This is a genomic window from Streptomyces sp. NPDC048331 (genome assembly GCF_043201215.1).
Taxonomy (GTDB): domain Bacteria; phylum Actinomycetota; class Actinomycetes; order Streptomycetales; family Streptomycetaceae; genus Streptomyces.
This window is the reverse complement of the sequence record NZ_JBICYT010000001.1, coordinates 220,625-234,376: the sequence shown is the minus strand read 5'-3', so window position 1 is coordinate 234,376 and position 13,752 is coordinate 220,625. Positions and strand designations below refer to the sequence as shown.

Genomic DNA, 13,752 nt, shown 5'->3' with positions numbered 1-13,752 from the left:
ATCCGCCACCGCGCATATGACTGCGGTGCTGCCCCGAGGGCCTTCGGGTGTCGTACGTTCTCCAGTACATTCGCAGCGAGCCAGCGAAGAGCGAAGATCTCGCACAGTCACAAGGAGTGTCATCGGACGATGGCCGGTCCAGCGTTCCGCGCCGCCGCCGTACGGGTGCGCGTTCCCGCCAGCAGTGCCAACCTCGGCCCGGGCTTCGACGCCCTGGGTCTGGCCCTGGGGCTCTACGACGACGTGGTCGTCCGGGTGGCCGACTCCGGCCTGAACATCGACATCGCGGGTGAGGGCGCCGACACCCTCCCGCGGGACGAGAGCCACCTGCTCGTACGCTCCATGCGCACCGCCTTCGACCTGCTGGGCGGCCAGCCGCGCGGGCTCGAGGTCGTCTGTGCCAACCGCATCCCGCACGGCCGCGGCCTCGGCTCCTCCTCCGCCGCCATCTGCGCCGGCATCGTCGCCGCCCGCGCCGTGACCATAGGCGGCGAGAGCAAGCTCGACGACGCGGCGCTCCTCGAACTCGCCACCGAGATCGAGGGTCACCCCGACAACGTCGCCGCGTGTCTGCTCGGCGGATTCACCCTCGCCTGGATGGACGGCGGCAGCGCCAAGGCGATCCGGATGGAGCCCGCCGAATCCATCGTTCCGGTGGTCTTCGTACCTTCCAGGCCGGTCCTCACCGAGACGGCGCGCGGCCTGCTGCCGCGTACCGTCCCGCACGTGGACGCGGCCGTCAACGCGGGCCGCGCGGGCCTGCTCGTGGAAGCCCTGACCAGGCGTCCCGAGCTCCTCCTGCCGGCCACCGAAGACCGACTCCACCAGGAGTACCGGTCACCGGCGATGCCCGAGAGCGTGGCACTCGTCAACAGGCTGCGGGCGGACGGGATCCCCGCGGTCATCTCCGGTGCGGGCCCCACGGTCCTCGCGCTGGTCGACAACGGCGCGGCCGACAAGGTCGCGCAGCTCGCGGGCGAGGGGTGGGCGGCCAACCGGCTCGCACTCGACGCCGCGGGCGCGAGCGTACTTCCGCTGGGCACCCAGGGCGGCTAGACCCGCTTTCCCGGAGTGCACAGCCGGTCAGGGGCGGGCGGCCAGGGCAGGCCGCCCGCACGGAAGGGCGCGATTGCCGGTGATTGAGAGGGGGAATATCTATTGGATCCGGTAGTGTTAGTCTCAAGTGCGCATCGGAAGCCGTCATGGCTCGGTGCTCAGTGTCCCCATCCGGGACCACATTTCTTCCGGGAGCCTCCCCGACTGCTTTGATCACTTCCAGCAGTTTCGAGCACGCTCCGGAATCGGCGTGACTTTCCCACGCTTTCAGCTCGGGGGCTTCTCGCCGGAACCAGCCATGCACGTTTCTTCCGCCGTATTTCTATCGGCGGACCACCGCCCCGGCACGGTCCACACCTAGGACCGTCGTCGGACAGCACAACCGGTCGCCGAGCCAGACAGGCCGACGTCCGCTCCAGGGAAGGACCCTTCGTGAGCGACACCACCGATCTGATGGGCGCTGCCGACACCTCTGTCGACACCAGTGCCCCCGCCGCGGGCGCCGCACCCAAGCGTCGACGCACCGGCACCGGCCTTGACGGCATGGTCCTGGCCGAGCTGCAGCAGGTCGCGTCGGGCCTCGGGATCAGGGGCACCGCGCGGATGCGCAAGAGCCAGCTGATCGAGGTCATCAAGGAGGCGCAGGCGGGCAGCGGTGCCCCCAAGGCCGCCGCCTCCACCGCCGCAGACACCGCCGAGGCCAAGCCGAAGCGCCGCGCCACCAGCAAGGCCCGCACGGGTGAGGCCGCCGCCGAGGCGCCCGCCGAGAAGCCCGCCAAGCAGGCGCAGATCGAGATCCCGGGCCAGCCGGCCAGCGACGACGCCCCGGTCGGCGAGCGCCGCCGCCGTCGGGCCACCGCCCCCTCCGGCAGCCCGGAGGCCTCGGCCCCCGTCGCCGTGCAGGTCGAGCAGAAGACCGAGACCGCGCCCGCCGCCACCGCCCCGGCCGAGACCAAGGTCGAGGCCGCCACCGCGGTCTCCGCCGGTCAGGCGCAGGGTCAGGACGGCGAGGGCCGTGGCCGTCGCGACCGCCGCGACCGCGGTGACCGTGCCGAGCGCACCGACCGCCAGCGTGACCGCCGTGACCGCGGTGCCAAGGCCGACGACCAGGGCCAGGGCGGCCAGGGTCAGGGCGGTCAGGGTCAGGGTGGCCAGGGTCAGGGTGGCCAGGGTGGCGGCCGTCAGGACCGCGCCGACCGCCAGCAGCAGGGCGGCCGTGGCCAGGGCCAGGGCCAGCAGCAGGGCCGTCAGGACCGCCAGGACAACGGCCCCCAGGACGACTTCGACGGTGAGGACGGCCGTCGCGGCCGTCGCGGCCGCTACCGCGACCGCCGTGGCCGCCGTGGCCGCGACGAGTTCGCGCCGAGCGAGCCGCAGGTCGCCGACGACGACGTGCTGATCCCCGTCGCGGGCATCCTCGACATCCTCGACAACTACGCGTTCATCCGGACCTCGGGCTACCTGCCCGGCCCCAACGACGTGTACGTCTCCCTCGCCCAGGTCCGCAAGGCCGGCCTGCGCAAGGGTGACCACACCACCGGTGCCGTGCGTCAGCCCAAGGACGGCGAGCGCCGCGAGAAGTTCAACGCGCTCGTGCGTCTGGACTCGGTGAACGGCATGGCGCCCGAATCCGGCCGCGGCCGCCCGGAGTTCCAGAAGCTGACCCCGCTGTACCCCCAGGACCGGCTCCGTCTGGAGACCGACCCGGGCGTGCTGACCACCCGCATCATCGACCTCGTGTCGCCGATCGGTAAGGGCCAGCGCGGCCTGATCGTGGCCCCGCCGAAGACCGGCAAGACCATGATCATGCAGGCGATCGCCAACGCGATCACCACGAACAACCCCGAGTGCCACCTGATGGTCGTCCTGGTCGACGAGCGTCCGGAAGAGGTCACCGACATGCAGCGGTCGGTCAAGGGCGAGGTCATCTCCTCGACCTTCGACCGCCCGGCCGAGGACCACACCACCGTCGCCGAGCTGGCCATCGAGCGCGCCAAGCGTCTCGTCGAGCTGGGTCACGACGTGGTCGTCCTGCTGGACTCCATCACCCGTCTGGGCCGCGCGTACAACCTCGCGGCGCCCGCCTCCGGCCGCATCCTGTCCGGTGGTGTCGACTCGACCGCGCTGTACCCGCCGAAGCGCTTCTTCGGTGCCGCGCGCAACATCGAGGACGGCGGCTCGCTGACCATCCTGGCCACCGCGCTCGTCGACACCGGCTCGCGCATGGACGAGGTGATCTTCGAGGAGTTCAAGGGCACCGGCAACATGGAGCTCAAGCTCGACCGGAAGCTCGCCGACAAGCGCATCTTCCCGGCCGTCGACGTCGACCCGTCGGGCACCCGCAAGGAGGAGATCCTCCTCAACGCGGAGGAACTCGCCATCGTCTGGAAGCTGCGCCGGGTGCTGCACGCGCTCGACTCGCAGCAGGCGATCGAGCTGCTGCTCGACAAGATGAAGCAGACGAAGTCGAACGCCGAGTTCCTGATGCAGATCGCGAAGACGACCCCGTCGGGCAAGAACGACGACTGACGTCCGGCTCGCGCAGCATCGCGACAGCCCCCGCCGCACCCGCGGCGGGGGCTGTCGCGCGTACGGGCACCGAAACGGGGTACACGCGCCCGTCACGGGGTGCGCGCGCCCCCGCCGGGCGGTTCGGCCCGGAATGGAACCCTGCGCGCCGTACACCCGTCTGTGTCAGAGGACCCGCGGGGTGGACGGCGGGCCTGAGCGACCAGGGGACCGGACCCAGGACTGAGGAGAGCATGACCGAGGAGAGCAAGGACCACGGCGGGCGTGCCGCGGCCCGGCGCCGACGCAAACCGGCGAAGCGCCGCAAGGCCCTCGCCGTGGCGGCCTGGAGCGCGGCGGGGGTGGTCCTGCTGGGGGGAGCGGGCCTCGGCTACTTCTACTTCAAGTTCAACGGGAACCTGAAGACCGTCGACATCGACCAGGCGCTCGGCAGCGACCGCCCGCAGAACGTCGACAACGGTTCGATGGACATCCTCGTCCTCGGCTCCGACTCCCGCGGCGGCGCCAACGGCGAGTACGGCCAGGACGACGGCGGCTCCGCCCGCTCCGACACGGCGATGATCATCCACCTCTACGAGGGCCACGAGAAGGCCAGTGTCGTGTCGATACCCCGCGACACCATGATCTCCCGGCCCTCCTGCGCGACGTCGGGCGGCAAGACCGACCCTGGCGGTCAGCGCACCCAGTTCAACGAGGCGTTCACCGTCGGCGGGGCCGCCTGCGCGGTCAAGACCGTCGAGAAGATGTCGGGGATCCGCATGGATCACTACATAGAGGTCGACTTCACCGGCTTCAAGAAGATCATCGACAACCTCGGCGGCGTCGAGGTGACCACCACCAAGCCGATCAAGGACGGCTCCAGTCACCTCGACCTGGCGGCCGGCACCAACAAACTGAACGGCGAGCAGGCCCTCGGTCTCGTCCGCACCCGCAAGAGCGTCGGCGACGGCAGCGACCTGGGCCGAATACAGCTCCAGCAGGCCTTCATCAAGGCGCTCATCAAGCAGGTGAAGGGCATCGGACTCTTCGACAACCCCAAGAAGCTGCTCGACATCGCCGACTCCGCGACCAAGGCGATCACCACCGACAAGCCCCTCGGCGATGTGAAGTCCCTCATGGGCTTCGCCCAGGGCCTCCAGGGCATAGACGCCCAGGACATGCAGATGATCACGCTGCCGGTGACCACGGACCCCCGCGACCCGAACCGCGTGGCCCCGCTCACCAAGGAGACCAAGATGGTCTGGGACGCCCTGCTGGCGGACCGGCCGATCCCGGCCGAGGCCACCGTCAACTCCTCCGGGGACAAGAGCGCCGCCGGGTCGATCGTCCGGTGAAGGCCCTCACGGACGGGCCGCGGGCCCGTCCGGAATAGATGCCGGCCCCCTGCCGTTGAGGGAGGCGTCCTCAGAATTTTGACAGGCGGCCCGGTCCTGGCAGACTGGTCTGTCGGCCCCGGTTCACGCAGTACGCAATTCGGCTCCTGCGACCCGGCGCCCTCCCGAATCTAGGAGACACCTTGAAGCGCGATGTTCACCCCGAGTACGTCGAGACCGCGGTCAGCTGCACCTGCGGCGCGTCGTTCACCACCCGTAGCACCCTGACCGAGGGCACCATCCGTGCCGAGGTCTGCTCCGAGTGCCACCCGTTCTACACGGGCAAGCAGAAGATCCTCGACACCGGTGGCCGCGTGGCCCGCTTCGAGGCGCGCTTCGGCAAGGGTGCGGCCAAGAAGTAGCGCGACCCAGGCGCCGGTCTCCGGCCGCCCCCTGTCCATTCGGGGGTGGCCGGACCGGCGCCTTTGTCGTCGTTCCGGCACGTCCCCCTGCAGTCCTTCGCACTTTTCACCCCAGGAGTCCCCCGATGTTCGAAGCGGTCGAGGAATTGGTCGGCGAACACGCCGATCTTGAGAAGAAGCTCGCCGACCCTTCGGTCCACTCGGATCAGGCCAACGCGCGCAAGCTGAACAAGCGCTACGCGGAACTGACCCCGATCGTCGCGACCTTCCGTGCCTGGAAGCAGTCGGCCGAGGACATCGAGACGGCCAAGGAGTTCGCGGCCGACGACCCCGACTTCGCGGCCGAGGCCAAGGAACTGACCGCACAGCGCGAAGAGCTCACCGAGAAGCTCCGCCTGCTGCTCGTTCCGCGCGACCCCAGCGACGACAAGGACGTGCTCCTCGAGGTCAAGGCGGGCGCGGGCGGCGACGAGTCGGCGCTGTTCGCCGGCGACCTGCTGCGCATGTACCTGCGCTACGCCGAGCGCGTGGGCTGGAAGACCGAGATCATCGACGCCACCGAGTCCGAGCTCGGCGGCTACAAGGACGTCCAGGTCTCCGTGCGCACCAAGGGCGGCAACGGCGCCACCGAGCCCGGCCAGGGCGTATGGGCACGCCTGAAGTACGAGGGCGGCGTGCACCGCGTCCAGCGGGTTCCGGCTACCGAGTCCCAGGGCCGCATCCACACCTCCGCCGCCGGCGTGCTCGTCACCCCGGAGGCCGAGGAGGTCGAGGTCGAGATCAACATGAACGACCTCCGCATCGACGTGTACCGCTCGTCGGGCCCCGGCGGCCAGTCCGTCAACACCACCGACTCGGCCGTGCGCATCACGCACATCCCCACCGGTGTGGTCGCCTCCTGCCAGAACGAGAAGAGCCAGCTCCAGAACAAGGAGCAGGCCATGCGCATCCTGCGCTCGCGGCTCCTGGCCGCGGCCCAGGAGGCCGCCGAGCAGGAGGCCTCGGACGTGCGCCGCAGCCAGGTGCGCTCCGTGGACCGTTCCGAGAAGATCCGTACGTACAACTATCCGGAAAACCGGATCTCGGACCACCGGACCGGTTTCAAGGCGTACAACTTGGACCAGGTGCTCGACGGTGACCTCGACGCGGTCATCCAGGCCTGCGTCGACACGGACTCCGCGGCCAAGCTCGCGGCCGCGCACTGATCCGCCCCCCCGCACCACCCCCCGTACGACAGCAGCCCGGAGGACCAGCGTGAACTTGCTGCTTGCCGAGGTGGCCCAAGCCACCCAGCGGCTGGCCGCCGCCGGCGTGCCCTCACCGCGCTTCGACGCGGAGGAGCTCGCCGCCTTCGTGCACGGCGTCAAACGGGGGGAACTGCACCACGTCAAGGACGCGGACTTCGACGCCCGCTACTGGGAGGCCGTCGCCCGCCGCGAGGCGCGCGAGCCGCTCCAGCACATCACCGGCCGCGCCTTCTTCCGGTACCTGGAGCTCCAGGTCGGGCCCGGGGTCTTCGTGCCCCGGCCCGAGACCGAGTCGGTCGTGGACTGGGCCATACACTCCGTGCGCGCGATGGACGTCGTCGAGCCGCTGATCGTGGATTTGTGCACCGGCTCCGGCGCCATCGCGCTGGCCATGGCCCAGGAGGTGCCGCGCTCGCGCGTGCACGCGGTCGAGCTGTCCGAGGACGCCCTGCGGTGGACCCGTAAGAACGCCGAGGGCTCCCGGGTCACCGTGCACCAGGGCGACGCCCTGAGCGCGCTTCCGGAGCTCGACGGCCAGGTCGACCTGGTCATCTCCAACCCGCCGTACATCCCGCTCACCGAGTGGGAGTACGTCGCCCCCGAGGCCCGCGACCACGACCCGGAGATGGCGCTCTTCTCCGGCGAGGACGGCCTCGACACCATCCGCGGTATCGAACGCACCGCCCACCGGCTGCTGCGACCCGGCGGCATCGTCGTCATCGAGCACGCCGACACCCAGGGCGGCCAGGTTCCGTGGATCTTCGCCGAGGAGCGGGGCTGGGCCGACGCGGCCGACCACCCGGACCTCAACAACCGCCCGCGCTTCGCGACGGCCCGCAAGGCCCTGCCGTGACCGGCGCGACGAATTCCGCCACCCCCCTGCTGCACGAGGAGGCCCGCTGATGGCCCGGCGATACGACTGCAACGACGCGACGGACCGTAAGACGGGTCTGCGTGAAGCCGCATCCGCCGTGCGCCGCGGCGAGCTCGTCGTGCTGCCCACCGACACCCTCTACGGGATCGGCGCGGACGCCTTCAGCCCGGAGGCCGTCCACGACCTGCTCGCAGCCAAGGGTCGCGGCCGTGGCATGCCCACCCCGGTGCTCATCGGCTCCCCGAACACGCTCCACGGCCTCGTCACGGACTTCTCCGAGATGGCCTGGGAACTCGTCGACGCCTTCTGGCCGGGCGCGCTGACGCTGGTCGCCAAGCACCAGCCCTCGCTGGCGTGGGACCTGGGGGACACCCAGGGCACCGTGGCCGTACGCATGCCCCTGCACCCCGTCGCGATCGAGCTGCTGACCGAGGTCGGCCCCATGGCGGTGTCCTCGGCCAACCTGTCGGGTCACCCGGCGCCCGAGGACTGCGACGCCGCGCGCGAGATGCTCGGGGACTCCGTGTCCGTGTACCTGGACGGCGGCCCGACGCCCGGCATCCAGCCGTCGTCGATCGTCGACGTCACCGGGAAGGTTCCCGTCCTGCTGCGCGAGGGGGCACTCACCGCAGACCAGCTGCGGGAGGTCGTACCCGACCTCGAGGTCGCCCCGTGAGCCCTGAGGGGCGTGGCATAGCAGGGGGGTACCGCCCGCCGGTAGCCGGGGGAAACACTTTCCGCATACTCCACGTCAGCACCGGGAACGTGTGCCGCTCGCCCATCACCGAGCGGCTGACGCGGCATGCCCTCTCGCACCGCCTCGGCGGCCTCGTCACCGGTGACCTCATCGTGGAGAGCGCCGGCACCTGGGGCCACGAGGGCGCCCCGATGGAGGCGAACGCGGCCGCCGTACTGGCGGACTTCGGGGCCGACGCGTCCGGGTTCACCGGGCGGGAGCTGTTGGACGAGCACGTCATACGCGCCGACCTGGTGCTGACCGCCACCCGTGACCACCGGGCGCAGGTCATCTCGATGGGCCACTCGGCGGGACTGCGCACCTTCACGCTGAAGGAGTTCACCCGGCTGGTCCGAGCGATAGATCCGGCCACGCTGCCGCCGCTGGACGACGGCATGGCGGAGCGGGCACGGGCGCTGGTACGGGCCGCAGCGGCCCTGCGCGGCTGGCTGCTGGCGCCCTCGCCGGACGCGGACGAGGTGTACGACCCGTACGGAGCCCCGATCACCTTCTTCCGCTCGATCGGCGACGAGATCAACCAGGCCTTGGACCCGGTCGTGACGGCGTTGACGGGTGTGACCGCCGCGCGCTGAGCGCCTGTCCGGCCGGAGGCCGGCGCAGCGGGGCGAAGCCCGGGAGGCCCCCCGGGGCCGAGCGGTGCGAGTGCCGCGTCGAGGAGGGGCTCGCCGCGCGCTGACAGGGCATCGTGGGGTCCGCGGGCCTACAGTGGCTGGTAACCCGGTACCCCCTGGAGCGCCGCCATGAGCGTCATCACCCAGCCCACGGACCTGCTGCGCGCGCAGGACCCGCAGATGGCCGACGTACTGGCCGGGGAGCGGCAGCGGCAGGCCGACACCTTGCAGCTGAGCGCCGCGGAGAACTTCACCTCGTCCGCCGTGCTCGCCACGCTCGGCTCCGCGCTCGCCAACAAGTACGCCGAGGGTTACCCCGGCGCCCGGCACCACGGCGGGTGCGAGTACGCCGATCTGGCCGAGCGGACCGCCGTGGAGCGGGCCAAGGCACTCTTCGGCGCCGAGCACGCGAACGTGCAGCCGCACTCCGGATCCTCCGCCGTCCTCGCCGCGTACGCCGCCCTGCTGCGGCCCGGCGACACCGTGCTGGCGATGGGGCTCCCGTACGGCGGACACCTCACCCACGGGTCGCCGGCGAACCTCTCCGGACGGTGGTTCGACTTCGTCGGGTACGGCGTCGACCCGGCGACGGGCCTCATCGACTACCGGCAGGTCCAGCGCCTCGCCCGCACGCACCGGCCCGAGGCGATCGTGTGCGGCTCCATCTCCTACCCCCGCCACCCCGAGTACTCGGCCTTCCGGGAGATCGCCGACGAGGTCGGCGCCCACCTCATCGTGGACGCCGCCCACCCGATCGGCCTCGTGGCCGGTGGGGCCGCGCCCAGCCCCGTCCCGTACGCCGACATCGTCTGCGCGACCACGCACAAGGTGCTGCGCGGCCCGCGCGGCGGCATGCTGCTGTGCGGCGCCGAGTACGCGGAGCGCGTCGACCGGGCGGTGTTCCCCTTCACCCAGGGCGGGGCCCAGATGCACACCATCGCCGCGAAGGCCGTGGCCTTCGGCGAGGCGGCCCGGCCGGCGTACACCACCTACGCGCACCGGGTCGTCGCCAATGCCCGGGTCCTGGCGGGCGCGCTCCAGGAGCACGGGTTCACGGTCACCACCGGCGGCACCGACACCCATCTGATCACCGCCGATCCCGCGCCGCTGGGCGTGGACGGCCCGACCGCCCGCGGTCGGCTGGCCGCCGCCGGGATCGTGCTGGACACCTGCGCCCTCCCGTACGGGGACCAGCGCGGCGTCCGGCTGGGAACCGCCGCCGTGACCACCCAGGGGATGGGGGAGCCGGAGATGGTCCGGATCGCGGCGTTGTTCGCCGCGGCGCTGGACGGCGACGGCGTGAAAACACGTACGGAGGTCGGCGAGCTCACGACAGGATTTCCCCCTTACGGGGAGTAAGCAGGACAAGCAGGGCGTACTGGAACCGGGATACCGCCCCCTCGCGTCCTCGATGAAGGTGACATCGCAGCTAATGTGTGGGGCTGAGATGGCCGGCGATACATCTGGGGCAGCCCGTGCGTGAATATCTGCTGACGCTTTGCGTCACGGTCGCGGTGACCTACCTGCTGACCGGGCCCGTGCGGAAGTTCGCGATCGCGGCCGGGGCCATGCCGGAGATCCGCGCCCGCGACGTGCACCGCGAGCCCACACCGCGACTGGGCGGCATCGCCATGTTCGGCGGTCTGTGCGCGGGCCTGCTGGTCGCGGACCACCTGCGCAACCTCAACGGCGTCTTCGAGCTCTCGAACGAACCCCGCGCGCTGCTCTCCGGCGCGGCCCTGATCTGGCTGGTCGGCGTCCTCGACGACAAGTTCGAGCTCGACGCCCTGATCAAGCTCGGCGCGCAGATGATCTCCGCCGGTGTGATGGTCATGCAGGGTCTGACCATCCTGTGGATCCCCGTCCCGGGTATCGGTACGGTCCCGCTCACCCAGTGGCAGGGCAACCTGCTCACCGTCGCCCTCGTCGTCATCACCATCAACGCCGTGAACTTCGTCGACGGCCTGGACGGCCTCGCCGCCGGCATGGTCTGCATCGCCGCGGCCGCGCTCTTCCTCTACGCGTACCGGATCTGGTTCGGCTACGGCATCGAGTCGGCGGCGCCGGCGACCCTCTTCGCCGCGATCCTCATGGGCATGTGCCTGGGTTTCCTGCCGCACAACATGCACCCCGCCCGGATCTTCATGGGCGACTCCGGCTCGATGCTCATCGGCCTCGTGCTGGCCGCCTCCGCGATCTCCCTCACCGGTCAGGTGGACCCGGACGCGCTGGCCCTCTTCGCCGGTGGTGAGCGCAACGCGACGCACGCGATGCTCCCCGCCTACATCCCGCTGATCCTGCCGCTGACGGTCATCGCGATCCCGATGGCGGACCTGGTCCTGGCCATCGTCCGGCGTACGTGGAAGGGCCAGTCGCCCTTCGCCGCCGACCGCGGACACCTCCACCACCGGCTGCTGGAACTCGGACATTCGCACAGCCGCGCGGTCATGATCATGTACTTCTGGTCGGGGCTGATCGCCTTCGGCACGGTGGCCTATTCGGTGCATTCCGCCACCATGTGGATCGTGCTGGCGATCGTCGCGCTGAGTGCGGTCGGCCTGATCCTGCTGCTGCTTCCGCGCTTCACCCCACGCGCCCCGCGCTGGGCGGAAGGTCTGGTTCCGCCGCGCTACCGCCATGCCGCACGCGCCGCGGAGGCCGCCGCCGAGGCGGCCGCGCGGAATGCCTCGGGTGCGGAGCCGGAGGCGGCGAGGCCGATCGCCGCGGGTGTCTCCGGCGTCAACGGAGCGACCGCCGTGGGCCCCCGTTCGCGCTTCCCCGACCGGCGTAAGGCTGAATCCACCCGCTGACGGTCGATTCGCATGTCGGACATGGATGGCCTTTACCAGACAAGCCGCCTTCCTGTCGCGCACACACGCGCAGGGTCACTCTCATGTGTGACAGTCGGCACACCCAGCAGGTAAAGCTCTCATCAAATAGTTTGTGATACCGTTCACTAAACCCGGCGACAGAGCCGAAGGACCGTAGTGCGACGGTCCCTTGGCCCGAGGTCCTCTCTCGGACCGGGCTTACGCTCGTCCTGTACGAGTCCCGTTACCCCACCATCACGCGGAGCCATGCGCCATGCTGTCCGATGACGCCCGAACCCTTCTGCACACCGCCGTACCCACCGCTGCCGTCGGCGCTGTCGCCGCCATCGTCAGTGGCGTGGTCGCGGGCGGTAAGGGGGCGATCGGGGCGATCGCGGCCACGGTCGTCGTGATTCTCTTCATGGGTATCGGATTCGTCATCCTGCAGCGGACGGCGCGGTCGCTGCCGCACCTGTTCCAGATGATGGGTCTGGCGCTCTACACGACCCAGATCCTGCTGCTCTTCGTCTTCGTCGCCGTGTTCAAGAACACGACGCTGTTCAATCCCAGGGCATTCGCGATCACCATCGTCGCGGCGACCCTTGCTTGGATCGCCGCGCAGACGCGCGCGCACATGAAGGCCAAGATCCTTTACGTCGAGCCCGAGTCCACCACCAAGCGTGGCAAGGGTGAGAAGCCTGAAAACACGGGGCCCTCGTCGTGAACGGTAGGGGCGGAATAAGTGCGCGTTCGAGATGCTGCTATCGTCCGGTGCCATATGCGGCATCGCGGGCGCAGGCAGCTGAGCTGACGCCTGCTCAATCGCGAGGCTCACTGCCTGCAAGCCGCCCCCACATCCGTAAGACCAGTCCCGTGCCGAACCGCGGCTGTGCGCCGCGCCGACACAACGAGGTTGCCGTACCTATGCGCCACGCTGAAGGAGCCCGCGGTGAGTGCTGACCCGACGCAGGTGCTCGCCTTCGAGACCGATTGCCACATCTTCGACGGCTGTGGTTTCCCGGCTCCTGGCCTGCACTCGTTCCTGTTCGAGCCGATCTTCGGCGACATGGACGGAGCCGTCTACTTCAACAAGACGATGCTCCTGGCCCTGCTCGGGTCCGTCATCATCGTCGGTTTCTTCTGGGCCGCCTTCGCCAAGCCGAAGATGGTCCCGGGGAAGCTCCAGATGGTCGCCGAAGCCGGCTACGACTTCGTGCGCCGCGGCATCGTCTACGAAACGATGGGCAAGAAGGAGGGCGAGAAGTACGTCCCCTTCATGGTCGCGACGTTCTTCTTCGTCTGGATCCTGAACCTCTGGTCGATCATTCCGGTCGCCCAGTTCCCGGTGACCGCGGTCATCGCGTACCCGGCCGGTATGGCCCTGGTCATCTACTTCATGTGGATGTCGGTCACCTTCAAGCGCCACGGGTTCGTCGGCGGCCTGAAGAACCTCACGGGCTACGACAAGTCGCTGGGTGGCATCCTGCCGCTGGTCATGCTGATCGAGTTCTTCTCGAACGTGATCGTCCGCCCCTTCACCCACGCGGTCCGTCTCTTCGCGAACATGTTCGCCGGTCACACCCTGCTGCTGCTCTTCACGATCGCCAGCTGGTACCTGCTGAACGGCATCGGCATCGCCTACGCGGGCGTGTCCTTCGTGATGGTCATCGTGATGACCGCGTTCGAGCTCTTCATCCAGGCTGTCCAGGCCTACGTCTTCGTGCTGCTGGCCTGCAGCTTCCTCCAGGGCGCCGTCGCCGAGCACCACTGACCGCCCCACCCCCAAACCACCAGTCGTCCGGTGGCCAACCCCCACCGGTCCATGAAAGAGAAGGAAGAACCGGCATGTCCGCTCTCCAGACCCTCGCTGCTGGCGTCGAAATCAAGGGCAACCTCGGCTCCATCGGTTACGGCCTCGCGGCCATCGGCCCCGGCGTCGGCGTCGGCATCATCTTCGGTAACGGCACCCAGGCCCTGGCCCGCCAGCCCGAGGCCGCCGGCCTGATCCGCGCCAACCAGATCCTCGGCTTCGCCTTCTGTGAGGCGCTCGCCCTCATCGGTCTGGTCATGCCGTTCGTCTACCCGACCTCCTGATCCCGGTAGCGAACAGACCCTTTAGTCGGAAGGCACTGA

Annotated in this window: 13 protein-coding genes; all 13 read left to right on the top strand. The window is 69.8% G+C overall.

Annotated features, from left to right (window positions below; translation table 11 throughout):
• Positions 1 to 129: 129 nt before the first annotated feature.
• The 13 genes from thrB to ACGFYY_RS00950 all read left to right on the top strand — a co-directional run bounded on the left by thrB (position 130) and on the right by ACGFYY_RS00950 (position 13,713).
• On the top strand, positions 130 to 1,056 hold the full coding sequence (thrB, locus tag ACGFYY_RS01010) for a homoserine kinase (protein WP_365269577.1): 927 nt from the start codon (positions 130 to 132) through the stop codon (positions 1,054 to 1,056).
• A gap of 432 nt (positions 1,057 to 1,488) precedes the next feature.
• On the top strand, positions 1,489 to 3,585 hold the full coding sequence (gene rho, locus ACGFYY_RS01005) for a transcription termination factor Rho (RefSeq protein WP_393706475.1): 2,097 nt from the start codon (positions 1,489 to 1,491) through the stop codon (positions 3,583 to 3,585).
• A gap of 233 nt (positions 3,586 to 3,818) precedes the next feature.
• Positions 3,819 to 4,919 carry an LCP family protein gene (locus tag ACGFYY_RS01000; protein WP_393706474.1) on the top strand — a complete coding sequence of 367 codons (1,101 nt, stop codon included), beginning with the start codon at positions 3,819 to 3,821 and terminating at the stop codon, positions 4,917 to 4,919.
• A gap of 182 nt (positions 4,920 to 5,101) precedes the next feature.
• Positions 5,102 to 5,320: a 50S ribosomal protein L31 gene (gene rpmE / locus ACGFYY_RS00995; RefSeq protein ID WP_030008686.1), complete on the top strand. Its 219-nt coding sequence runs from the start codon at positions 5,102 to 5,104 to the stop codon at positions 5,318 to 5,320.
• Between the two features lie 125 nt (positions 5,321 to 5,445).
• The gene (gene prfA, locus ACGFYY_RS00990; protein WP_030008687.1) at positions 5,446 to 6,525 is read left to right on the top strand and encodes a peptide chain release factor 1; all 1,080 of its coding nucleotides are present in this window, start codon (positions 5,446 to 5,448) and stop codon (positions 6,523 to 6,525) included.
• A gap of 49 nt (positions 6,526 to 6,574) precedes the next feature.
• Positions 6,575 to 7,420 (top strand): peptide chain release factor N(5)-glutamine methyltransferase, encoded by an 846-nt coding sequence (gene prmC, locus ACGFYY_RS00985; protein WP_393706473.1) that lies wholly within the window; start codon positions 6,575 to 6,577, stop codon positions 7,418 to 7,420.
• Between the two features lie 49 nt (positions 7,421 to 7,469).
• Positions 7,470 to 8,117 carry an L-threonylcarbamoyladenylate synthase gene (locus ACGFYY_RS00980; protein WP_393706472.1) on the top strand — a complete coding sequence of 216 codons (648 nt, stop codon included), beginning with the start codon at positions 7,470 to 7,472 and terminating at the stop codon, positions 8,115 to 8,117.
• Positions 8,114 to 8,770, top strand: a complete 657-nt coding sequence (locus ACGFYY_RS00975) for a protein-tyrosine-phosphatase (RefSeq protein ID WP_181382876.1) — start codon at positions 8,114 to 8,116, stop codon at positions 8,768 to 8,770. The genes ACGFYY_RS00980 and ACGFYY_RS00975 overlap by 4 nt, the downstream gene beginning before the upstream one ends.
• Before the next feature lie 168 nt (positions 8,771 to 8,938).
• Positions 8,939 to 10,168: a serine hydroxymethyltransferase gene (gene glyA / locus ACGFYY_RS00970; protein ID WP_393706471.1), complete on the top strand. Its 1,230-nt coding sequence runs from the start codon at positions 8,939 to 8,941 to the stop codon at positions 10,166 to 10,168.
• A gap of 116 nt (positions 10,169 to 10,284) precedes the next feature.
• Complete coding sequence (locus ACGFYY_RS00965; RefSeq protein WP_393706470.1) at positions 10,285 to 11,619, top strand: MraY family glycosyltransferase; 1,335 nt, start codon at positions 10,285 to 10,287, stop codon at positions 11,617 to 11,619.
• 274 nt (positions 11,620 to 11,893) lie between these two features.
• On the top strand, positions 11,894 to 12,343 hold the full coding sequence (locus ACGFYY_RS00960) for a hypothetical protein (RefSeq protein ID WP_266379868.1): 450 nt from the start codon (positions 11,894 to 11,896) through the stop codon (positions 12,341 to 12,343).
• Between the two features lie 210 nt (positions 12,344 to 12,553).
• Positions 12,554 to 13,390 carry a F0F1 ATP synthase subunit A gene (gene atpB / locus ACGFYY_RS00955; protein WP_365269630.1) on the top strand — a complete coding sequence of 279 codons (837 nt, stop codon included), beginning with the start codon at positions 12,554 to 12,556 and terminating at the stop codon, positions 13,388 to 13,390.
• Between the two features lie 74 nt (positions 13,391 to 13,464).
• Complete coding sequence (locus ACGFYY_RS00950) at positions 13,465 to 13,713, top strand: ATP synthase subunit C (RefSeq protein WP_030008695.1); 249 nt, start codon at positions 13,465 to 13,467, stop codon at positions 13,711 to 13,713.
• Positions 13,714 to 13,752: the final 39 nt, after the last annotated feature.

Excerpts from the sequence above, each read along its gene's own strand:
- ACGFYY_RS01000 (WP_393706474.1), top strand. The coding sequence starts at position 3,819 with ATGACCGAGGAGAGCAAGGACCACGGCGGGCGTGCCGCGGCCCGGCGC.
- ACGFYY_RS00960 (WP_266379868.1), top strand. The coding sequence starts at position 11,894 with ATGCTGTCCGATGACGCCCGAACCCTTCTGCACACCGCCGTACCCACC.
- glyA (WP_393706471.1), top strand. The coding sequence starts at position 8,939 with ATGAGCGTCATCACCCAGCCCACGGACCTGCTGCGCGCGCAGGACCCG.
- ACGFYY_RS00950 (WP_030008695.1), top strand. The coding sequence starts at position 13,465 with ATGTCCGCTCTCCAGACCCTCGCTGCTGGCGTCGAAATCAAGGGCAAC.
- prfA (WP_030008687.1), top strand. The coding sequence starts at position 5,446 with ATGTTCGAAGCGGTCGAGGAATTGGTCGGCGAACACGCCGATCTTGAG.
- ACGFYY_RS00980 (WP_393706472.1), top strand. The coding sequence starts at position 7,470 with ATGGCCCGGCGATACGACTGCAACGACGCGACGGACCGTAAGACGGGT.
- thrB (WP_365269577.1), top strand. The coding sequence starts at position 130 with ATGGCCGGTCCAGCGTTCCGCGCCGCCGCCGTACGGGTGCGCGTTCCC.